This is a genomic window from Candidatus Merdisoma sp. JLR.KK006, assembly GCF_036941035.1.
Classification (GTDB): Bacteria; Bacillota; Clostridia; order Lachnospirales; family Lachnospiraceae; genus Laedolimicola.
The window spans coordinates 41,137-62,983 of the sequence record NZ_JAYMNS010000001.1; the positions used below are offsets into that span (position 1 = coordinate 41,137).

Annotated in this window: 16 protein-coding genes; 4 read left to right on the forward strand and 12 right to left on the reverse strand. The window is 46.7% G+C overall.

The window, feature by feature from the left end; translation table 11 throughout:
• Positions 1 to 45: 45 nt before the first annotated feature.
• From VSQ61_RS00215 to fliD (VSQ61_RS00250), 8 genes are all read right to left on the reverse strand, one after another.
• Complete coding sequence (locus VSQ61_RS00215) at positions 46 to 1,899, reverse strand: methyl-accepting chemotaxis protein (protein ID WP_334342408.1); 1,854 nt, start codon at positions 1,897 to 1,899, stop codon at positions 46 to 48.
• A 108-nt stretch (positions 1,900 to 2,007) separates the two neighbouring features.
• Complete coding sequence (locus tag VSQ61_RS00220) at positions 2,008 to 3,678, reverse strand: methyl-accepting chemotaxis protein (protein ID WP_334342409.1); 1,671 nt, start codon at positions 3,676 to 3,678, stop codon at positions 2,008 to 2,010.
• A 15-nt stretch (positions 3,679 to 3,693) separates the two neighbouring features.
• Positions 3,694 to 4,905, reverse strand: a complete 1,212-nt coding sequence (locus VSQ61_RS00225; RefSeq protein WP_334342410.1) for a nucleotidyltransferase family protein — start codon at positions 4,903 to 4,905, stop codon at positions 3,694 to 3,696.
• Between the two features lie 99 nt (positions 4,906 to 5,004).
• Complete coding sequence (gene fliD, locus VSQ61_RS00230; RefSeq protein WP_334342411.1) at positions 5,005 to 6,309, reverse strand: flagellar filament capping protein FliD; 1,305 nt, start codon at positions 6,307 to 6,309, stop codon at positions 5,005 to 5,007.
• 122 nt (positions 6,310 to 6,431) lie between these two features.
• Positions 6,432 to 7,196 carry a cell division ATP-binding protein FtsE gene (locus VSQ61_RS00235; protein ID WP_334342412.1) on the reverse strand — a complete coding sequence of 255 codons (765 nt, stop codon included), beginning with the start codon at positions 7,194 to 7,196 and terminating at the stop codon, positions 6,432 to 6,434.
• A 106-nt stretch (positions 7,197 to 7,302) separates the two neighbouring features.
• Positions 7,303 to 7,710, reverse strand: coding sequence for a hypothetical protein (locus VSQ61_RS00240; protein ID WP_334342413.1), 408 nt, complete (start codon positions 7,708 to 7,710; stop codon positions 7,303 to 7,305).
• Between the two features lie 14 nt (positions 7,711 to 7,724).
• On the reverse strand, positions 7,725 to 8,096 hold the full coding sequence (gene fliS / locus VSQ61_RS00245; RefSeq protein WP_334342414.1) for a flagellar export chaperone FliS: 372 nt from the start codon (positions 8,094 to 8,096) through the stop codon (positions 7,725 to 7,727).
• Between the two features lie 66 nt (positions 8,097 to 8,162).
• Positions 8,163 to 10,844, reverse strand: coding sequence for a flagellar filament capping protein FliD (gene fliD, locus VSQ61_RS00250; RefSeq protein WP_334342415.1), 2,682 nt, complete (start codon positions 10,842 to 10,844; stop codon positions 8,163 to 8,165).
• A gap of 188 nt (positions 10,845 to 11,032) precedes the next feature.
• Between fliD (VSQ61_RS00250) and VSQ61_RS00255 the strand changes: the two genes are divergently transcribed.
• From VSQ61_RS00255 to VSQ61_RS00265, 3 genes are read left to right on the forward strand one after another with little or no spacing between them, the layout of a single operon-like run.
• A complete protein-coding gene (locus tag VSQ61_RS00255; RefSeq protein ID WP_334342416.1) occupies positions 11,033 to 11,824 on the forward strand; it encodes a ParA family protein in 792 nt (263 codons plus the stop codon).
• On the forward strand, positions 11,808 to 12,662 hold the full coding sequence (locus VSQ61_RS00260; RefSeq protein WP_334342417.1) for a late competence development ComFB family protein: 855 nt from the start codon (positions 11,808 to 11,810) through the stop codon (positions 12,660 to 12,662). Before VSQ61_RS00255 ends, VSQ61_RS00260 begins: the two co-directional genes overlap by 17 nt.
• 33 nt (positions 12,663 to 12,695) lie before the next feature.
• Positions 12,696 to 13,427, forward strand: a complete 732-nt coding sequence (locus tag VSQ61_RS00265; protein ID WP_334342418.1) for a GTP pyrophosphokinase — start codon at positions 12,696 to 12,698, stop codon at positions 13,425 to 13,427.
• Between the two features lie 117 nt (positions 13,428 to 13,544).
• Here the strand turns inward: VSQ61_RS00265 and VSQ61_RS00270 are convergent, their stop codons facing one another.
• From VSQ61_RS00270 to VSQ61_RS00285, 4 genes are all read right to left on the reverse strand, one after another.
• The gene (locus VSQ61_RS00270) at positions 13,545 to 14,618 is read right to left on the reverse strand and encodes a M24 family metallopeptidase (protein WP_334342419.1); all 1,074 of its coding nucleotides are present in this window, start codon (positions 14,616 to 14,618) and stop codon (positions 13,545 to 13,547) included.
• 206 nt (positions 14,619 to 14,824) lie between these two features.
• Positions 14,825 to 15,616 (reverse strand): formate/nitrite transporter family protein, encoded by a 792-nt coding sequence (locus VSQ61_RS00275; RefSeq protein WP_334342420.1) that lies wholly within the window; start codon positions 15,614 to 15,616, stop codon positions 14,825 to 14,827.
• A 229-nt stretch (positions 15,617 to 15,845) separates the two neighbouring features.
• Positions 15,846 to 16,727, reverse strand: coding sequence for a DUF1751 domain-containing protein (locus tag VSQ61_RS00280; RefSeq protein WP_334342421.1), 882 nt, complete (start codon positions 16,725 to 16,727; stop codon positions 15,846 to 15,848).
• Between the two features lie 177 nt (positions 16,728 to 16,904).
• Positions 16,905 to 17,108, reverse strand: coding sequence for a LysM peptidoglycan-binding domain-containing protein (locus tag VSQ61_RS00285; protein ID WP_334342422.1), 204 nt, complete (start codon positions 17,106 to 17,108; stop codon positions 16,905 to 16,907).
• Positions 17,109 to 17,457: 349 nt separating this feature from the next.
• Here VSQ61_RS00285 and VSQ61_RS00290 point away from each other — a divergent pair, with 349 nt between their 5' ends.
• On the forward strand, positions 17,458 to 21,705 hold the full coding sequence (locus VSQ61_RS00290; RefSeq protein ID WP_334342423.1) for an acyl-CoA dehydratase activase-related protein: 4,248 nt from the start codon (positions 17,458 to 17,460) through the stop codon (positions 21,703 to 21,705).
• Positions 21,706 to 21,847 lie beyond the last annotated feature (142 nt).

Below are 21,847 nucleotides of genomic sequence, written 5' to 3' on the forward strand. Positions count from 1 at the left end.
CTTTTATTGTACTGCCATTAATTACCGGATATTACTGGCTTCATCTTAATACTTGCTGTTGTTATCTCCTGTGTAATAGGAGCTGTAACTCTCATGACCGGAAGAAGATGCGGGCGCAGCAGGCTCGGAATCATAGTCCAAATCCATAGCCACTACAGGCTCTTCCTCATAGGATGCAGATGCAGTAGAAACATCGGAACGAAGCTTAAAGCGTCTTACCTGGCTCTTCAGCATCTCTGCCTGGCTGGACAGCTCCTCGCTGGCTGCAGCGCTCTGCTCTGCTGTAGCAGAGTTAGTCTGTACTACGCTGGAGATCTGATCGATTCCCTGAGTTACTTCTTGGATCGCATTGGACTGCTCCGTAGTAGCCTGTGTAATCTTATCCACAACATCTACCGCAACCTTGGTACTCTCTACTGTCATCACAAGGGCATTGGCTGTACTGTCGGCAATCTTCGTACCATTCTCCACTGCATGGATAGATTCCTCAATGAGAGCTGTGGTATTCTTAGCAGCTTCCGCACTCTTAGAAGCCAGGTTTCGTACTTCATCTGCCACAACCGCAAAGCCCTTACCAGCGCTTCCTGCGCGTGCAGCCTCTACAGCCGCATTAAGAGCCAGAATATTGGTCTGGAATGCAATATCCTCAATGGTCTTAATAATCTTGCCAATCTCGTTGGAACTCTGGCTAATCTCAGACATAGCTGCAATCATATCCTGCATTCTCTGGTTGGAAATGGTCAACTCCTCGCCTGCCTTGCCAACCTGCTCACTGGCAATCTGAGAGTTCTGTGCTGTCTGTACCACCTTCTGAGAAATCTCGTTGATAGATGCTGCCAGCTGCTGAATAGAACTTGCCTGCTCCGTAGCGCCTTGGGAAAGTGCCTGTGCACCGCTGGATACCTGATCGGAGCCGCTTGCCACCTGGTCGGAAGCCTCATTGATGCGACTCAAGGTTGTACTCAAATTGGAAGTCATCTTCCGGATAGAAACTAAAAGTGGTGCAAAATCACCAACATAGTATTCCTCTGCTGCTGTGCGGATATTGAAATTACCTTTCGCCATCTCTGCCATGAGACGGTTCAAATCCGTAATCATGGCATCCAATGCCTTAAAAGTTACCCTGAAGCTGTCCACCAAAACGCCGATCTCATCCTTACCTGTATAGGTCAGATCATTCTTAACCAGACCCTTGGCGAGATTCTGAGCTGCCTCTTCCACCTCTGCAATAGGTCTTACAATGGAAGCCGTTACCTGAATGCAGATAACAAATGCAAGAATCACTGCCACCACCAGCAGGACGACAACGATAATCATATCCTGATTGGTGGACTTCACACTCTCATCCAGTGTCTCGTCCTGAAGAACTGCCGTGGCATCATCAAGAACCATAGCCTGTGCAACCAGTGCATCCAAAGTTGGTGTGCATTCCTCTACCAGAATCCGCTCGGACTCTGTCATACCCGTGGTATTGGAATTGCCTGCTGCCGCCTCGGATCTTAGACTCTCCTCTACTCTTCCGCCGATAGCAATCCACTGCTCCATCAGCGTGGAATATGTATTGACCTCACCTGCGTCCAGAATATTCATCGCTTTCAATTCCTCAATATCGGAACGGATGGATACAATAAGCTCATCTACACGCTTTGCATTGCTCTCCAAGGTTGCGCTGTCCTTTGAAATCGCCATATCACGCAGATACCGGGCCGCCGTGTTGGTGCTCATACGGCTGTTGCGTACCAGACTTCTGGCTGTCATGGCACCGTTCGAAAAGTCATGGAGATTCTGGTTGGCCGCATTCAGTTTTGAAATAGCGGTCACTGAAATGATAACCGTCAATACCAGAACAATCGCATAACTTACCAATAATCTGCTTCTGATTTTCAAGTTCTTTAACATGTCTTTCCCCTTCTTTTCCTCTTTATTGTGCAGTATTAGTAATTCTCACTTTCTTTATCATACTGCTAATTTGCTCTGTTGTCCACAGAAAACAAAAATTTTTTATAACTAATCTCTCCTTAAGGTAAACCGGCCTGTAAGCTCTTTGAGCATCTGAGACTGGCTGGACAACTCCTCGCTTGCCGCCGCACTCTCTTGAGCTGTTGCAGAGTTAGTCTGAACCACACTGGAGATCTGATCCATGCCCTGAGTAATCTCCTGAATGGATGTAGCCTGCTGCTCCGCCGCCCGGGTAATCTTCTCTACCAGCTCCACCGCATTCTTGGTGCTCTCCACCGTGGACAGAAGCGCTTCCGCCGTACTGCCTGCAATCTTTGTGCCGTTGTCCACGGCCTGCATGGATCCCTCAATGAGATGAGTTGTATTCCGCGCCGCCTCCGCACTCTTGGATGCCAAATTACGCACCTCATCAGCCACAACAGCAAAGCCCTTGCCGGCGCTTCCTGCTCTTGCTGCCTCTACTGCAGCATTCAGAGCCAGAATATTGGTCTGGAATGCAATGTCCTCGATGGTCTTGATGATCTTGCCGATCTCGCCGGACCTATCACTGATCTCGGACATGGCCCCAATCATTTCCTCCATCTTCTGGTTGGAAATCTGAAGATCCGATCCTGCATTCTCTACCTGCTGGCTTGCCATCTTTGCATTTTCGGAGGTCTGCTTAACCTGATCGGAAATATCATTGATGGATGCCGCAAGCTGCTCCACGGCGCTTGCCTGCTCTGTTGCGCCCTGGGAAAGTCCCTGGGCGCCGCTGGATACCTGATCCGAACCGCTTGCCACCTGATCACTTGCCTCATTGATCCGATACAGGGTTGTACTCACATTCCGGTTCATCTCACGAATAGCCGACAAAATAGGATGAAAATCACCCACATAGAAATTCTCCGCTTTGGTACGGATATCAAAGTTGCCCCTTGCCATCTCGTTCATCAGATAGGAAATATCCTGGATAACCGCAGAAAGCACCTCACTGGTCTTGCGGAAGCTGTCCGCTAAAACGCCCAACTCATCCCTGGATTCATAAGTAATATGATTTTCAATATTACCGGTGGAAATAGCCTTTGCCGTCTCCTCCAGCTCATAAATAGGCTGGGTCAATCCCTTAATCAGAATCATTATAATTCCAACTGCAATGAGCACAGCCAAAACTAGCAGGCCCAAAATAAATAACGATGCGTTGTTGGTGGTTCTATTGACAGATCCGTTCATATCTTCGGCTGCTTGATTAGCCTCCTTATAAATGGCCTCTGCTGCCGCAGAACTCTCATCAAAAACCTGGGAGAAATCTCCTGTGAGCACAGCCCTGGCTTCCTCCCAGTTTCCCTGTCCCATCAGTTCAATAATCTGCCCGATAAGCGCCTGTGCTTCGCCGCTGTCATTCAGCAGCTTCTGTATGGAACTGCTGGAGAAACCGGACATCTCCTGGAGCTTATTTAAGCCCGCAACTACCTCCGCAGCGCTTGCATTGATCCGAGCCTCATATTTCGCCAGATCCTCTTCTACCAGAGCCGCATTTAAGCTTCCCCATACATTGTACATCTTCTCGGCAATGTTCATGCCTTCCGCAGCTGCCACAAAGGGTCCTTCGTACACCTCATGTGATTTATCTCCGATTGAGCGCAGGGCTGATATAGAGAGTATCACCAGAATGATGCTGATCAGCAGAATCGTGCCGAAAGAAACGATCAGCTTTTGTGAAATCTTTAAGTTTTTCATTTTTTTACTCCATCCTTATATTTTTTCATTTTCTTTTTGTAAATCCAGCATTTCTTTTTCCTGGCTTTTCTTCGGCACAAACTTCTCTTTGAGCCAGTCACGCTTTCCGGCAAAAAACTGCTTTGCTTTGGACGACCAGATTCTCCACAACCGAATCAGGCAGCAGACCATATACAGCCATGAATGCTTTTTTAGAACAGGAAACAAGCCTTCCATATATTCCTTTGGAGGAAACAAAGCCTCCCTTTCCCTGTTCATCCATTCCTTTTTTCTGTCTCTTTTATAAAAATCTGCCACATCCTGAAGCAGTGGGAGAATCTTCCCGCTTAGCTGCCTGCCCTGCTCTCCTCTTGACAGGATATAAGCCTCCATAGCATTGTAAATCTCCATCTCGTCACTGATCTCATTTTGAAACCAGATATCTCCCAGCTTCAACATATACTCTGAAAATTCCAGTATCTTATACCGTTTCAATATTTTGTCCACATAAGGCCAGTTTAATTCTTCCTTATGCTGCTTCTCATACAGCCAAAAATCCAGCACCGTCCGAATAGTCGCCCTGCCCAGACCGTATAGATTAGCGGCCCTGCCTGCCATATAAATATAGGCTTCTTCCTTATCAAAGGACCTAAAGTAACGATATCCCTTTATTTTAGAATACATACGTACAGGTGAGTCAAAAAAACGCTCCAGCTTTTTGTTGACAAACTTTATTTTCTCATAAAACATAACATAGACACCCGGAATCTTATAATACAGAATTCCGTCGTCTTCTCTGTTTTCCTGAGACTCATAATCCATGCTCCGCATAAGTGTATCAATACGAAGCAGATCTCCCTGAGAAACAAGGATACGGATATAATCCATCCTCCGCATTTCTTTTTGAGGATATAATTCTCTTAAGTTTGTTCCCTCCAGAATCAGAAAATGAATCTTTTTATGCTCCAGCTGCCAAATCAGCACTTTCTCTGCGCTCTGATAACCGGATACATTCTTAAGTTCCCTCTGATAGCTTTCATAAAAAAGAGCCTTGGTTTCTTTCTCTGTCTCCACACCCAGTCCCAGCACACCCAGCCAGCACAGGTTCGCCACCTGATTGGTATCCGCCAGACGATAGATCGTCCTCCAAGGCATCAGACTGTTAGACATAATAGGAACCTTCTTTTGATTTAGGACTGCCGATACCAGCAAAAGCAGATATCGGCGCTCTTGCTGCAATACATTCATCAAAGGAACCTCTTTCTTCCTAATAAAGAATCCATAATTCCTGTGCCCCAGGCATCCCTATGGCACAAGAAGAAAGGCCGCTTTCCCGGCCCTCTTCTTTTATACGAAATAATCCATCATCAGCCCAAGGGCCATATAATTACTCAGATTATAAGCGCCTGATTTCGAAAATGTATTCATAAACTGATAGCTGTCCGCAGCCCAGCTCTCCTCTGTCTGCCGCATGTTCTGCACAAGCTGGGCGGAATTGGTCCGCATAGCCGCCGAACCTCTGTCAAAAGCTGCCTGCGCAATGCCGTTCCTTCCGGAAATGACATCCCTTACCAGATTTGGTTCCTTCTTCATGTTAGCTGCCAGAGTCTCCTTGTCAAAGGAAAGAGTGCCGTCCTTATTCATTGTAATTCCGGCCTTTTCCAAAGACTGTTCCGAGCCAAGGCTTCTCACCATATTCCGGAGTTGCATATTGACTGCAGAACCCTTGCCCGTGTTGCTTCCAAGAAATTCCACTGCTTTATTATAACTCTTTACCAAATCACTGACAGCAGATGCAATCTTTTCATTGTCCTGCTGGGCCGAAATGACTGCCTTACCCTCACTCATAAGGGACGCTTTCACCCTTCCCATATCTAAGGAAACCTCATTGGCAGAAGATACATAATTCCGGCTTACGCCATTCTGTGTCACGGAATAATTGGCATTCTGAGCCGCCTGCACCGTATCACTCAAGCCTTCGGCAATTCCTGTATTCCCATTAACCTGAAACGTATTGCCCTCGCCTGTATTTTTTCCTGTTATTCGAAGTGATGCTTTGCCGTCCTTCACCTCAACGCTGGCTTCGACACCGCTTTTTGCCCGATTAATCTGGCTGGCCGCTTCCTCCAGCATCTCCTGATTGGTTCGCAGGCTCCCATTACTCTTACGGGCATCAACCTTAACCGACGCATATGACACGCCCCCCGATGCACTCTCAGAGCGAATGCTGAAATCCATGCCGGAGGATGCTTTCTCCAAAGCATTGACACCCTTGCTTTCATTCATCTGAGCCTTCGCCACCTGAGTTATATCAAGCGTCAGTTCCTGTCCTGAACGAACACCGCCAAACCGCTCCTCCGCTATTGCAACTGTCTCGTCGGAGCTCCCAAGCTTCAAAGCATTCGCCGCACCGGAGGAATTCGACTCCCTCAGTGTATTGGCTGACTGCATCAGATCCGACATAGTCGTATTGTAACTCTTCAAAAAATCCAAACTGGAATCCTTGTAGGAGCTGTTAACACGCTGCACCGGAGAAACAGCCTGCCGATTCGAATGATAATTCTGCAGTGCCTGCTGCAACCGCAGCTGATTGATGGAAGATGTATAGTTCATGTAGCTAACCATTGAAGAACTGATTCTTCCAACTGACATATCCTTTGCCCCCTTCCTAAATCTATCTCCAAAATATGGAAGCTATATTTGAAAAATATCCATATCACTAGATACTCCTATATTATATATCGGTTCTAAAGTAATATAAATAACTAAAATAATCAAAAATCATATTTTTTTTCTCTGTTTTTTTTCTCACGGAGCTGCTGTACCCTGCGTTCCTCGAAAATATCCAGTGCCTTTGAACTGTAACCTGCATTCTTTTCATCCGAAACCAGCATGCCCTCCACCAATGTCAGTACACGCTTATGCATAATATTCACCAGTTCTACCGAATGGCTGCTGGCAATCACAGTAATTCCCTGATGGTTCACATCATTGATAAGATTCATCATATCCCAGGCTGAATCCGGATCCAGATTGGCTGTGGGCTCATCTGCCAGAAGAATCTCCGGCTCTGTCAGCAAGGCTCTGGCCAAAAGCACCCGGGCTTCCTCCCCCACGGACAATTCCTGTGGATAGCGCTCCGCCATGTGGATCATACCCACTCTGCCCAATGCTTCCATAATCCGCCTTTTGCTTCCCCTATGTGAAACTCCGCAGGATCGCATAACAAGAAGGAGATTATCATACACATTCCTGTCACGAAGACAACGCATATCTGCCTGCACAATTCCAAACTTTCTCCGAAAATAAGGCAGTTCCTTCCTTTTTAAAAGGCTGATATCCTTCTGTTCCACGAAGATCCTTCCGCCGCTTGCTTCCTCCTGCCTGCTCAAAAGCTTCAGTATGCTTGACTTTCCCACGCCGCTTTTCCCGATTAAAAATACAAATTCACCCTTTTCAATCTGAAAGGATATCTCATCTAATACCAGTTCATCCGGCTCAAATATCTTGGTTACATGGTCAAACACAATCTGGGCCATAGAATCTCCTCACTCTTTCCTGCTTTCCTATAAAATTTTACAACACTTCTGCAAAAAAAGAAAGGGCGAATTTCCGAATCGCCCTTTCTTTCCCCGAAAATAATTATCACGGCTGTTTGTAAAAAGAATCCTTTCCCGCCAGCTTCACGCTTATCATACGATCCAGCGCCACAATCTTTTCCAGGTTTCTTCTGATATTTTCTCCTATCTCCCCTATCTTCTTTTCCTCAAAGGATGCTTCCAGAGAAGCCTTGCACTTTCCTTCTAGCAGATTAAGAATCTCTGTCCGTTCCTGCTGGTCGGCACATTCCAGAAGCAGATATATCTTCTCCTTACTCTCGGTAAGACGATCCAATTCCTCCTGACGCATTCCCAAAAGCATCTGGGCTGCCATTCTGTCGTCCCTTGATAAGGCATCCGCAATCTCTTTTGTCTGGCGAAACACTTCGTCTACTGCCTGATACCGCCTGTGCATCTGTTTTAAAAGTTCTGTCCACAATTCCTGATCTGCCATTTTGCTCTGTCCCCTCAATTGTTAAGCATTCTGCTTGCTTCCCGGAAAGCTTCCCTCAGCTCCTCTACCAATTCCTTCAGCTCCTGAATCACCTTGGGATTCCTGCCTGCACTAATCCGTGACAGCTCATAGATAAAGAAATCATACATGATGCTCAATTCTCTGCTAATAGGATATTGTCTGTCTAAAGTCGTCTTTAAATACTGTACAATCTCTCTGGAACGGTTTACGGACTGTTCAAACAGTTCCGCATCCTCTACCTCCAATGCCAGCTCTGCTCTGGTAAGTCTTTTTACCAGCTCGTCAAAAAGCAAAAGCAACATCTCACTGGCTGTCATGGTATTCACAGACTGGGTCTTATACTGCTGATAACCGTTTGCATTCATCACTGCTTCACTTCTTATCCTTTCTTTCCTTCTTTCCCAAAGGCAGCTCTTCTATGGATCGCCCCATTAGAATCCCAGTCCGCTTAAATAGCTGCTCTGAGAATTCATCTGGGAAATCAGCGTCTCTAACTGTGTAAACTGGCTGATGTATCGGTCCTGCTCGGATTTCAGACGTGTCTTTAGGTTCTCCAGAATCTTGTCAATATCATCAATCTCAGATTTCAGGGAATTGTTTAGTATGCTGGTCGGCGCTTTCGTGGAACCCGCCTTCTCAATGAGAATACCCTTTGTTGCTCCTAAAGTATTCACATACTTGTTCATAACACTCTTCATATTTGTGGCAATTCCGTCTGATTTGGTAAACATTTCTCTTACCGCATCCGGATCCTGTTCTACAGCCGCACGGAACTTGCTCTCATCAAAGGTAAGCTTGCCGTTATCCTGCCAGCTGCTGGATACGGAAATTCCCATTGCCTCCATAGCCTGCTGATCCTTGGGAGAAATTACCCACCATAAATCATCAGACAAGCCCCGAAGCTCACTGGAACCAAACAGCATTCCGGCCTTTGCCTTTTCTTCCCAAAGTTTAATCTCACTCTCCGACATCTCCTGCTTCTGAGCATCTGTCAGCGGGAAATAGTCGCTGTCCGGACGAGTACTTACCTGAGAGTTCACAAGTTCTATAATCTCATTATACTCCTTGACCATGTCGGAAATAGCAGCTGCCATCTTGTCTGCATTCACGTTGGTATCGAAGGTCACGGCGTCATTTATATCATTTGTCAGCTTCTTATCGCCGCTTTCATCTTTTGTATAACCAAATTCTCCCTTTACGGTTACATTCAGACCTTCGATGGAGAAGCTGTTGCTTCCTCTATGAATCTCTACAACTTCATCTGAGCCGGCATATTTTACTGCTACAATGGCATCCTGACCTTGCGTAATATCACTGTTTACCGCTTTAGATGGATCCCCAGAATCAATCTCTTCACCAAAAAGAACAAATGCTCCGCTTCCGGAAAGCTTTATTTCCCCTCCTGCGCCATCCTCTGTGGACTCTACCACGAATTTGTCCGCCATTGACATATAAGAGATTTTCACTCCTGCATTGGCGTTGTTGATCTTATCCATAATGGAGGAAATCGAATCATTTTCCGTAAAGCTAATTTCCTTTCCATTAATATTCAAGGAATATTTGCCGTCTGCCGGAACCTTATCATTGTCTGTGGGAGTAATTGCCAGGCCCGAGTTCTTAAGACTTGCATTCAAGTTTAACCGGTTGGATTCCCCGGACACAATACCCATACCACCCTGACTTGCCATCAGGGAAGTGCTTCCGCCGGTAATGGATAGAATGGAGGTATTATCCGGCTCACCATCAGGTGTGGTGGTCTTGAAAGTAAGGCTCTTTTCGTTTGTCACGCCATCTGTGGAAATCTCGGCCTTTACTCTGCCTTTTCCGAAGGCTGCGTCCAGGCTCTTCTGCAGCGCCTCTTCCAGATACGCCAGCTGGTCCCCACGCTCCTGGACCTCTAAAGGCTGGCCATCCTTTCCATTTACAACCTTCCCCTTCTCATCAAGGACATTGCCGTCTTGATCAACTTTGCCGAATTTTATTGCTTCGCCGCCTTTGATGGAATTGCCGTTTTCATCCTTGATCTCTTTGCCGTTTTCATCTATCAGATTACCATTCTTATTAACCCGCTGACCATCCTTATCAAAACGATAGCCATCCTCGTCAATCAGGTATCCCTCTTTATCTACAATTGCTTTTCCGGATGCATACTGATAAAACTCGCCTGCCGACGGAAGATCAATCGTCTTGGAAGTTCCGTTGTAGTTGAAGGTCAGGCTCTTCCCGCCCATGCGCTGTGCAAAGGACTGCTGTTCATAAAGTTTAAGTCCTTTACTCTCCAATGCCTCAGTGCCAAGAGTAACCCCGGATTTTTTATCTTTCTTTGCATCATCCAATGCTGCTTTAAAGCCGAGGTTTTCCAAAGCAGTGCCGCCAATCAGCTGCACAGTATTGCCTTCTGTCTTGTCACCCTGCTGTAAAGTAAGATTTCCGTTCTCGTCAACACCTGCTTTTACAAAATCCGAAAGCTTTCTTTCCTTTGTAGAGCTAGTGGAAAAGGTTACATCCTGCTTCTTTAAAGCCGCATTGATTGCATCCGCAACATCTTGCGCATTGTTATACTGGTTTCCGTCTCCATAGGGAAGCGTTATACTATAAGTTGTATCTCCCACCTTAAATGAAAGACTTTTGCCTCCTATCTGACTTACATTCTCCCAACCGGTACTGATAGCGCCTGTAGACACATTCCGATCGGATACTGTTGACTTCATGGTCATAGTTGTATTCTTTGCCATCTGCATTACACCCAGAATACTAAGACCCGCTGCGGCTTTTGAAGATCCGCTCACGCCAATATACTTACTGTTCGCTCCTATTACACTGGTACTGGCCGCACTCCACAGGGAATCGCTGAACAGATTGGTGCTGGAGGACATACTTGAAGTATACTTCTCAGCAAAGCCAATCATCTTGTCACTAATCTGCCGATAAGCCTCCTGCTGCCATTCCAGCTTTGTCTTCGCCTGCTGCTGCTTGTCGATCTTCGACTGTGTTCCCGAAGTCATTCCCGAAATCAATTCATCTCTATCCAAGCCGCTGGCAAGTCCTCCATAACCTCTTAAGCTTGAAAGAGAACTGCTTGTAGATGTACTAAGACCACCGATACTAGCCATATTAACCACTCCTTTTATCTCTTTTTTCTCTCTAATCACGTCACAAAATTGCTCCGAACCTATACTTCTATGCTAAAGCCAGAAGCTGATTTTGACACAATTTCGAAATTACTCTGTACTTATTTATCGGCATATAGTATACTTTAGTTAATACTTAATTGAAATTTTTAGAAACGGAGGAATTCATTTTGGCTACAATCATTGCACTTACCAACCAGAAGGGTGGTGTGGGAAAGACCACTACTTCAAGTGCTTTGGCAGCCGGACTTACCAGCGAGGGCAAAAAAGTACTTGGCATTGATCTGGATCCCCAGGGCAACTTCGGATTCAGTCTTGGCCTGGATATCGAGGATTCAAAAACCATTTATGAGGTTTTCAAATATCAGGTTCCCATCGAAGCCGCCATTCAGAATACGGATTACTGTGACCTTATTACATCCAATATTCTCTTAAGCGGTGCGGAACTGGAATTTAATGAACCCGGACGGGAGCTGATGTTAAAGCGCCTTCTGATGCCTGTGGAGGATCGATACGATTACATTATTATTGACACGCCGCCGGCTCTGAACATTCTGACTGTGAACGCTTACGCCGCCGCCGACTACTTAATCATTCCTATGGTGGCAGAGATCCTGAGCATTGTGGGTGTTGCTCAGATTAAGGAAACCATCAATTCTGTCCAGCACTCTGTAAATCCCCATCTTCATGTTCTGGGGATTGTGCTGACAAAGTTTAACCGCCGCACCATCCTTGCCAGAGAGGTAAAGGAGATGGCAGAGAACATTGCTCAGCAAATCAACAGCACTGTATTTGAAACTCCCATCCGTCCAAGCGTAACGGTGGCTGAGGCGCCGGCCCATGGGGAAAGTATCTATGACTACGCTCCCCGTTCCAATCCGGCTGTTGATTATAAAGCCTTTGTCCGGGAAGTACTATACAAGATAAGTCAACAGGAGGTTCTCCATGGCACGCAAAAGTAATAAGACCGCACATGTATTAAATCTGCTTTCAGGACAGGATACCGGAGACGAAGCAGAAAAGGAACCGGAATCTGCTAAGGAGCCGGGAAAAACAGAATCGGCCGAAACAGAGCCGAAAAAAGCGGAGCCTGCTCCTGCAGAAGTTCAGTCTGCTCCCGTCCACGAGGTTCCTTCTAATATATCGATCATTGATAACGGTTCCAAAGAGGATGATCCGATTGCCGAACAGATTCGGGATGAGTTACTAAAGGAGCTGGGAGAAGAACCAAGCCCTTCCGCTTCGGCACCCGTCACGGAGCCAGAGCCGGCAGCATCTGCTGCTGCTACTGCTGCTGAGCCGGAACCGGCATCTGCCATTGCTTCAGCTGTTGCAGCTCCAGAAGCAACGGATACGCCGGTTTCTGATGCGTCAAAAGCAGCGCCTTCTGTTACTCCGGCTGCCGCACCGCCGAAGCCGGCAGATACTCCGGCCTCTGACACAGAAGCTGCCGCATCCCAATCGGCACCGGAAAAACCTGCAGAAGAGATTCTGGAGCTCACACCGGAACCGGAACCACCTGCAGAGCCGGAACCGGATTATGTCATGCTGAATGTTATGCAGCGAGTGGTTGAGGATAAGATCATCTATTTTATGAAGCAGTTTGAGGTATGCACCTGTGACCGGTGCAGAGCAGATACCATCGCTTTGACCCTAAGCGGTCTTCCGTCCAAATACAGGATTGTAGATAAGCATGCAGTAGATCCTCTGGTCAGCTACTACACCGGCAGGCTTATCAGTCAGGTTACAGTGGAAGCCCTCAAGGCCTGCACACAGGTAAAAGACAATCCACGCCATTAAGCAGCAATTACAAACAAAAGTCGGAGTATTGATATGGAACGGGAAACACATACTTCTTTTACGGAACAGGAAAGCCTTCCGGAGATACCGCAGCACTTTGCCAGTCAGGCTTTCCAATTTCAGGAACTGATGATGATGTACAATTGTGCCATCCGTGAAGTCAGAACCAAGCTGGAGGTCTTGAATGATGAGCTGAGCATCCGCCATAAGCGCAATCCCATCAAGCATATTACCTCCCGTATTAAGCGCCCTCTGAGCATCATTCAGAAGCTGAAGCGATATGAGGCTCCATTTACGGTGGAGGCCGTGGAAGAAAATCTGAATGATGTGGCCGGAATCCGGGTGATCTGTTCTTTTATTGACGATATTTATGCTATTGCGGACATGCTTCTCCAGCAAGATGACATACGGCTTATCCGCAAAAAGGATTATATTCAAAGTCCAAAGCCCAATGGTTATCGCAGCCTGCATCTGATCTTAGAGATTCCGGTCTTTTTCTCTGAGCAGAAAAAGAATATGCGTGTGGAGGTACAGATCCGTACCATCGCCATGGACTTCTGGGCCAGTGTGGATCATCAGCTTAAGTACAAACAAGATGTGGAGAATCCGGAAATGGTTTCCGCCGAATTAAAAGAGTGTGCGGACATTATTGCCCAGACGGATGCCCGGATGCTTGCGATTAAGAATCAGATCTATTCCAATGATTCCTTTCACCGCTCTTTGCAGGACAAGCTGGAGAAATTGGAACTGCCTTTGAATTTGTAGAAGTAAAACATCCCCATAGAAATTCATGAGCCATTGCCTCCTGAAACTTTCTATGGGGATATTCTTTTTCGGATTTAAATGCAGCTGACTCCTCCCAACATCTATTTACATAAGTATCTACAATTCAATCAATTCTTTTGGTGAACTGGTTAAATTCTTAACTCCATTCTCTGTAATTACTACCATATCTTCAATACGCACACCGCCAAAATCGGGAATGTAGATTCCCGGCTCTACAGTTTCTATCATGCCGGGCTTCAGTACACTTTTATCCTTTTGGGACAGAGCCGGCTTTTCATGTATCTCCAAACCCACACTGTGGCCTAAGCCATGGCCGAAATATTGACCATAACCAGCTTTTTCAATAACTTCTCTTGCCAGTTTATCCCCTTCTGCACCTGTCATTCCGGCTTTTAAAGACCCAAGAGCTGTTTTCTGAGCTTCCAGCACAATTTGGTATACCTCTCTCTGTTTCTCACTGGCTTTTCCCAAAACAACGGTTCTTGTCATATCGGAGCAGTAACCTTGATATTTGCATCCAAAATCCAGAGTAATAAAATCTCCCTTTTCCAGAACTTTTTCTGAAGGAACCGCATGCGGCATAGCAGAATGATAACCGGATGCCACAATGGTATCAAAGCTTTTTTCCCCGGCGCCGTGGCTTTTCATATAGTATTCCAGTTTTGCCGCTATTTCAAGCTCTGTAACCCCTGGTTTTATCTGTGTCAGGATATAGGAAAAAGCTTCGTCACCTATTTGCTCTGCCCTGGCCATTTTTTTAAGCTCTCCTTCATCCTTTACGGCACGCAGAAGAGAAAATCCTTCCTCAATGGGTATCCAGGAGATCTTTTCTGTTTCTGTTTCATCCTGAAGCTTTTTCACCATCTGCCAGGTCATGGCTCCGTCTTCGAAGCCTAATTGCTTTACTTTATCTTCCTCCAGAAGCTCCTTTAGCAAAACTCCATACCCCCGATCATTGCTGATGGTTTGAACCTGACATCCTTTTCCCTCTTCCTGAGCCTGCAGAGTGTAGCGGCTGTCTGTAAGGATTACCTGTTTCCCGGCGGACAGGTAAAAATAGCTGTCTCTGCCCACAAATCCGCTTAGATAACAAATGTTGGCTGAAGATGCAATAAATACCGCATCCAGTCCCTTCTCTTTTAATAATTTTCTTGCTTCCTGAATTCTCATTTTTCTGTTAACCTTCTTTCTATTCTACTAAAAACTCTATCACTTTTCCTCTTGATAAAGCAACCCCTTTGAGGCAGGCTTTGACTGCTGCCGAATCAGGAATAGTTGGATTTGTTTTTCAAAATACGAATGCAAGGGACTGCCAGTACACCTATGACAGCCCCTTGATTATATTGTTCTCTAAAGCCTGCATACTGCCTTTTAACCTATGCCTGCTTCTTAGCCCCTTTCAGGTAAAGGAACCAATATGTAAGTCCCACCAAGCCGCCGCCGATGATATTGCCGATGGTAACCGGAAGCAGATTATTCACAAGCATGCTTCCCACATTCACACTGGCTTCTCCCACGCCATAAACACCATTGCAGAAAATACCGGCCATAATATAATACATATTTGCCACACTATGCTCAAAGCCCGCAAGGACAAACACTACAATAGGAAGATACAGCGCCGCAATCTTGCCTCCTGCTGTCTTTGCCGCAAAGGACATCCACACAGCCAGACACACCATAATATTGCAGAGAATTCCACGGAATATGGCGTCTCCCACGCTGATTCCTACCTTTGCCGCAGCTACGGACATAATGGTATTCATAAAAGCACCGTCTATAGCTGAAGGTGTATGCCCATATACCAAAAGAAACGCCAGAATCGTGCTTCCCACAAAGTTTCCGAGATATACGAAAAGCCAATTCTTCAGCACGCCTGTGACAGCAGCCTCTTTCTGCAATAAAGGAATCACCAGAAGGCAGTTCCCTGTAAACAGCTCACTTCCTGCAAGCAGAACAAGCGCCAATCCCGTGGGGAACAAAAATGCTCCTACAAACTTTCCAAGATTTCCGCCGATAGTCGCCGTTGCAATCTGAAAACCAATGGCTCCAAATCCAATGAACATGCCTGCCAGAATTCCAAGGACAAACATCTTTGCAATTGGCAGCTCCGTCTTCTTCTTTCCGATTCCCACATAATTTTGTGCAATTTCCGCTGGTGTATTCATCTCTAACCTCCTGTTTAAATTCCGCAATCTTTGGACAGTACTCCCAAACACTGCTGCTTTACATTCCGCATCTTCTCAATCAGTGCTCAGTCAGGCATCCTCATAATCACACACGGATCATCCAGTTCTAACTTGTTAAAACTATAACACTCTTTCCCCGCAAGTACCATCATACGTTGTGTAGGAAGATTTTCAAAAAAAGAAGCCTGCAGGCAGGCTTCTTTCAAGACTATTTCACATGGGTATGAGTGAACAAATGCTCCTGACAATATTCATAATTCCCATTGCACTTGGAGCAGAACCGGAACTCCAGATGATCTCCGTCCTTCTCTGTCCGGCCGCAAATAGCGCATTTATGGGTTCCGACACTCTTTTCTCCTTTTTTTACACTTCTTACATAGGTCTGTCTGCGGCGAATCTCCTTGGGAGAATATCGGTGCATATCCCGCATTCCCAAAAAGAACAAAATAAAATTTCCCAAAGACAGAAGAGCCATGAGACTATAAGCAGGATGTACAACAATTCCAATCTGCATAAGCCCAACTATCATATTAATTGTTAAATATTGCGCAAGAAAACCTGCGAGAATCTCCACACCGAAATAAATGCCGTAGATAATTCCCAGGGTCTTGGCCTTAATAGGAAGAATAAAGAACAGCATAAACTGCATATTCGGATAGGTGGCGGCAAAGGCAAGGAACAGGGAATTGTTCAGCCAATAAGTTCCGAAATACTGTCCCAGATTTACCCCGAAAAGGAACTGTGAAACAAAAGCTCCTACAATATGCAGTAACACGCCCGTAACAAAGTACAGGTTGAACCGAAAGGTTCCCCACTGATATTCCAGTGTCTTTCCAATGGAATAATAAAGGTACAGACTGATCAAAAACCAAAACAGTCCGGAACTGGGCGGATAAATCATAAAAGTAAACAAACGCCAAATCTGTCCCCGCAGAATCGCTGTCACATCCAGCGACAGATACGAAGCATAAAACTCCGGCGCAAATAACTGAACCACATACCCTGCCGCATACAGAATAATAATATAATACATGAGATTCTGAATGGCATACCGTCCAAATTTCTTCTCCAGCTTATCAATCCAGTTCATGAAACTGCATCTTCCTTTCACACAATCCTTTTGGTCTATTATAGGTGAGCAGATATTATTTGTCAATTACAATAGCATATCCGGCACTTTTCACTTCTATGCAAAAACGTCCTCCAGGTCCGGCATATTCGCTGCGGACATGAAAGACGTCCTTGAATCCGTATTTCGTGAAGCATGTCACTGTTCCCAGACGGAACAGCACGCATCCTTCGGCCTCACCCTGCGGGGAATGCAGATCTCATCTCCCACCTGGAGATTGTAGATATTCACATAGGGATTGGCATTCAGGACAGCCCACAGAGGCACCTGGTACCTGCGGCTTAAAAGATAAAGGGTGTCCCCTTTTTGTACAACATGAAGAAAACCATGGCAGTCACGCATAGAAAAGTTTACCTCAAATCTTTCCTTATTTTATAAGATACTATATGCATCTTTTCCAATTTCTGTTTATAAAAACTAATAAATAGGCATTTCTGGCGAAAATTAAGAAAATATTTTATAATTTTTTTATTTGCCTTAATTTTTCAATTGTCGTATAATGTAACATCATGTAGTTTTTCTTATTATATGTCCGCCGGGCAGAAGCGCTTCTTAAAAGGCAATCTTCTGACCGGGGATTGAGTTCTCTTGAATCTCTGCAAATACATATCCGGCGAAATTAAGAAGGTTTTCAGGAGCGCTCTTTTTAGAAAAGGAGGCTGCAGTACATATCCTGCAGAAAAATTGGTTTATGAACAATCTGACTGCATCTATGCTGGGAATCGACATTGGTTCCACGACTGTTAAAATCGCAATTTTAGACAGCAACCACAATCTGCTGTTTTCCGACTATGAACGGCATTTTGCCAATATTCAGGAGACGCTGGCCCTGCTTCTTGGACGGGCGGAAGCACAGCTTGGAGAGCAGACACTCTCTCCTGCCATTACCGGCTCCGGCGGACTGACCCTGGCAGGACATCTCAATGTTCCCTTTGTTCAGGAAGTGGTTGCGGTGGCTCAGGCTTTGGAGGCCGAGGCCCCAAAAACGGACGTTGCCATTGAGCTGGGCGGAGAGGACGCCAAGATCATTTATTTCCAGGGAGGAAATATTGAGCAGCGTATGAACGGCATCTGTGCCGGCGGCACAGGCTCCTTTATCGACCAGATGGCTTCCCTCTTACAGACGGACGCTTCGGGTCTCAACGAATACGCCAAAAATTACCATTCACTGTATACCATCGCCGCCCGCTGCGGCGTATTTGCAAAATCGGATATTCAGCCATTGATCAATGAGGGAGCTACAAAGGAAGATTTGTCAGCTTCTATTTTTCAGGCCGTAGTAAACCAAACCATCAGCGGTCTGGCCTGCGGCAAGCCCATCCGGGGACATGTGGCTTTTCTGGGCGGTCCTCTCCACTTTCTGTCCGAGCTTAAAAATGCCTTTATCCGTACGCTGAAATTGGACGAGGAGCACACCATTGCGCCAAAGCACTCCCACCTCTTTGCCGCCATAGGAGCCGCAAGGAACAGCAGGCCGGACGTGACCGTCCGCTTAAGTGAGCTGAAAGAGCGTCTGGAGGCTCATATTCAGATTGATTTTGAAGTGGAGCGCATGGAGCCCCTCTTTACATCCTCCTATGAATACGGCAAGTTTCAGGAGCGCCACAGCCGCCATGAGGTAATGCGGAGTGATTTTCAGGCTTATGAAGGAGACTGCTTCCTGGGCATTGATGCCGGAAGCACTACCACCAAAGCTGCTCTGGTGGCGGCGGACGGTTCCCTCCTTTACTCTTTCTACAGTAATAATAACGGCAGTCCCCTTAAGACTACCCTCCGGGCCATTCGTGATATTTACCGCTTTCTTCCGAAGAATGCCCGGATTGCCCGTTCCTGCTCTACCGGCTACGGGGAAGCTCTCATTAAGGCTGCCCTGATGCTGGATGAGGGAGAGGTGGAGACGGTGGCCCACTACTACGCTGCCGAATTTTTTGATCCGGAGGTAGACTGTATTCTGGATATCGGCGGTCAGGATATGAAATGCATCCGCATCCGGAACCACACCGTGGACAGCGTTCAGCTCAATGAAGCCTGTTCCTCCGGCTGCGGCTCCTTTATTGAGACCTTTGCCAATTCTCTCAATTACAGTGTGGAGGATTTTGCAAAGGCAGCCCTTTTTGCGGAGCATCCCATTGATCTGGGAACCCGGTGTACCGTATTTATGAACTCCAAGGTAAAGCAGGCCCAAAAGGAGGGCGCCCAGGTTTCGGATATTTCCGCCGGCCTTGCTTATTCCGTTATCAAAAATGCCTTATTTAAGGTGATCAAGGTTTCGGACGCTTCCTCTCTGGGAAAGCATATTGTGGTTCAGGGTGGTACGTTCTACAATGACGCCGTCCTTAGAAGCTTTGAAAAAATCGCCGGCTGTGAAGTGATTCGGCCTGATATTGCCGGTATTATGGGTGCCTTTGGTGCTGCCCTGATTGCAAGAGAGCGTTATGAAAAGGGCATGGATACTACCATGCTCTCTATCGAGCAGATCAACCAACTGGAATTTACTACCACCATGTCCAAGTGCAGGGGCTGCACCAACAACTGCCGCCTGACCATCAACCGTTTTACGGGGGGACGCCAGTTTATTTCCGGCAACCGCTGCGAACGGGGCATCGGGAAGACCCGGAACCAGGAGCAGATTCCCAATCTCTATGAGTACAAGAATCAGCGGCTCTTCGGCTATACGCCCCTTACTCCGGATGAGGCTAAAAGGGGACATGTGGGAATTCCCCGGGTTCTGAATTTTTATGAGAATTATCCTTTCTGGTTTACCTTTTTTACGGAGCTTAAGTATCAGGTGGTGCTTTCTCCGGCTTCCAACCGGAAGATTTATGAGCTGGGCATCGAATCCATTCCCAGCGAATCGGAGTGCTATCCGGCCAAGCTTGCCCACGGTCACGTGACCTGGCTGATCCGCAAGGGCGTGAAGTTTATTTTCTATCCCTGCATTCCTTTTGAACGTAATGAATTTCCCGATGCGGGCAATCATTATAACTGCCCCATTGTCACCTCCTATGCGGAGAATATTAAGAACAATATTGACGAACTCCTTGACGGTTCCATTGACTTTTTCAATCCTTTCCTCTCCTTTGAAAATCCGGGCGTTCTGGAAAAACGGCTCATTGAGGAATTTGAGGGAAAATACCATATTCCTGCTGGGGAGATCTCTTCCGCCGTCCGAAAGGCATGGAAGGAGCTTGAGAATGCCAGAGAGGATATGATGCGAAAGGGCGAGGAAACTCTCTCCTATCTAAAAGAGACAGGCAGGCGGGGCATTGTTTTGGCCGGACGGCCCTATCACATTGACCCGGAGATTAACCACGGCATTCCGGAGCTTATTAATTCCTACGGCATTGCCGTGTTTACGGAGGATTCCGTCAGCCACCTTTACGGGGTGGAGCGTCCCCTGATGGTTACGGATCAGTGGATGTACCATTCCCGCCTGTATGCGGCAGCCAACTTTGTAAAGACCAGGGAGGATCTGGATCTCATTCAGCTCAATTCCTTTGGCTGCGGTCTGGATGCTGTAACTACAGATCAGGTAAATGACATTTTAAGCAATTCCGGAAAGATCTACACCTGTCTTAAGATTGACGAGGTTAACAATCTGGGGGCTGCCAGAATCCGTGTCCGTTCCCTTATCTCCGCTCTTCGGGTGCGGGAACAGAAAGCTGTCTGCCGTTCCATCGTATCCTCTGCTTATGACAGGGCTGTATTTACGGAGGAAATGCGGAAAACCCATACCATTCTCTGCCCTCAGATGTCGCCCATTCATTTTGACATCATTGAGCCCGCTTTCCGGGCTTCGGGCTTTAAGCTTGAGGTTCTGCCGGATTCGGATAAGGCTGCCATTGATATGGGGCTTAAATATGTAAATAACGATGCCTGCTATCCCTCTCTGGTGGTTGTGGGGCAGATTATGACTGCCATTCTCTCAGGCAAATACGATACGGATAAGCTGGCTGTCATTATCTCCCAGACAGGCGGTGGCTGTCGGGCTACGAATTATATCGGTTTTATCCGCCGGGCTCTTGAGAAAGCCGGATATCCTGATATTCCTGTGATTTCCATTAATTTAAGCGGGCTAGAGAAGAATCCCGGATTCCGGATTACCCCCGGTCTGGCTGTGAAAGGCTTATACGGACTGGTATTCGGTGATATTTTCCTGCGTGTGCTCTACCGGATGCGGCCCTATGAGAAAGTTCCCGGCGCCGCAGACCGGCTTCACGAGAAATGGAAAAAGATCTGTCAGGACTTCCTTTCCGGCGGCCATACCCCCCATCATCGCTTTGTAAAGATCTGCCGGGGGATTATTAAGGAATTTGACCAGCTTCCTATTTATGAGAATCTGAAAAAGCCCCGTGTGGGAGTGGTTGGGGAGATCCTTGTGAAGTTTTCACCCTCCGCCAACAATCATATTGTGGAGCTTCTGGAAGCTGAGGGCGCAGAGGCCGTGGTGCCGGATCTGATGGATTTTCTGCTTTACTGTTTTAAAAACACGGAGTTTAAAGCCAGATATCTTGGGAAGAAGCGTTCCTCCGCCCGGAAGGGCCGCTTGGGAATTAAGGCTATGGAATGGCTTCGGAAGCCTGCGGTAAAGGCATTTGAAAAGAGTGTTCATTTTGTGCCTCCCGGCAATATTGATAAGATGGGGGAAATGGCCTCGAAGTTTGTGTCTCTGGGAAATCAGACCGGAGAGGGATGGTTCCTGACCGGAGAGATGCTGGAGCTGATCCACAGCGGCGTACAGAATATCGTCTGCACCCAGCCCTTTGGATGCCTGCCGAACCATGTGGTGGGCAAGGGGGTTATTAAGGAGCTGCGAAGGAAGTATCCCCAGTCGAATGTGGTGGCTATTGATTATGACCCCGGCGCCAGCGAAGTGAATCAGCTGAACAGGCTGAAGCTGATGCTGGCTACGGCCAATAAGAATCTGGCAAGTACTTGACAGAGAATATTAAAAAAGACAAAACCGGAAGTTCCGTACTGCCAGTTTTGTCTTTTTTATGCTTGAGTGAACTCTTTATTTAGCTATAGACTATTAACCTTAACTTAATTTATCAAATATCCCAGCCTATCCCCAGACATTT

Bases quoted from the DNA above. Each gene is read 5' to 3' on its own strand.
- VSQ61_RS00280 (WP_334342421.1), bottom strand. From the start codon at position 16,727: ATGAACTGGATTGATAAGCTGGAGAAGAAATTTGGACGGTATGCCATT.
- VSQ61_RS00290 (WP_334342423.1), top strand. From the start codon at position 17,458: ATGAACAATCTGACTGCATCTATGCTGGGAATCGACATTGGTTCCACG.
- fliS (WP_334342414.1), bottom strand. From the start codon at position 8,096: ATGAATGCAAACGGTTATCAGCAGTATAAGACCCAGTCTGTGAATACC.
- VSQ61_RS00285 (WP_334342422.1), bottom strand. From the start codon at position 17,108: ATGCGTGACTGCCATGGTTTTCTTCATGTTGTACAAAAAGGGGACACC.
- fliD (WP_334342411.1), bottom strand. From the start codon at position 6,309: ATGTCAGTTGGAAGAATCAGTTCTTCAATGGTTAGCTACATGAACTAT.
- VSQ61_RS00235 (WP_334342412.1), bottom strand. From the start codon at position 7,196: ATGGCCCAGATTGTGTTTGACCATGTAACCAAGATATTTGAGCCGGAT.
- VSQ61_RS00275 (WP_334342420.1), bottom strand. From the start codon at position 15,616: ATGAATACACCAGCGGAAATTGCACAAAATTATGTGGGAATCGGAAAG.
- VSQ61_RS00270 (WP_334342419.1), bottom strand. From the start codon at position 14,618: ATGAGAATTCAGGAAGCAAGAAAATTATTAAAAGAGAAGGGACTGGAT.
- VSQ61_RS00260 (WP_334342417.1), top strand. From the start codon at position 11,808: ATGGCACGCAAAAGTAATAAGACCGCACATGTATTAAATCTGCTTTCA.
- VSQ61_RS00265 (WP_334342418.1), top strand. From the start codon at position 12,696: ATGGAACGGGAAACACATACTTCTTTTACGGAACAGGAAAGCCTTCCG.
- fliD (WP_334342415.1), bottom strand. From the start codon at position 10,844: ATGGCTAGTATCGGTGGTCTTAGTACATCTACAAGCAGTTCTCTTTCA.
- VSQ61_RS00220 (WP_334342409.1), bottom strand. From the start codon at position 3,678: ATGAAAAACTTAAAGATTTCACAAAAGCTGATCGTTTCTTTCGGCACG.
- VSQ61_RS00240 (WP_334342413.1), bottom strand. From the start codon at position 7,710: ATGGCAGATCAGGAATTGTGGACAGAACTTTTAAAACAGATGCACAGG.
- VSQ61_RS00225 (WP_334342410.1), bottom strand. From the start codon at position 4,905: ATGAATGTATTGCAGCAAGAGCGCCGATATCTGCTTTTGCTGGTATCG.
- VSQ61_RS00215 (WP_334342408.1), bottom strand. From the start codon at position 1,899: ATGTTAAAGAACTTGAAAATCAGAAGCAGATTATTGGTAAGTTATGCG.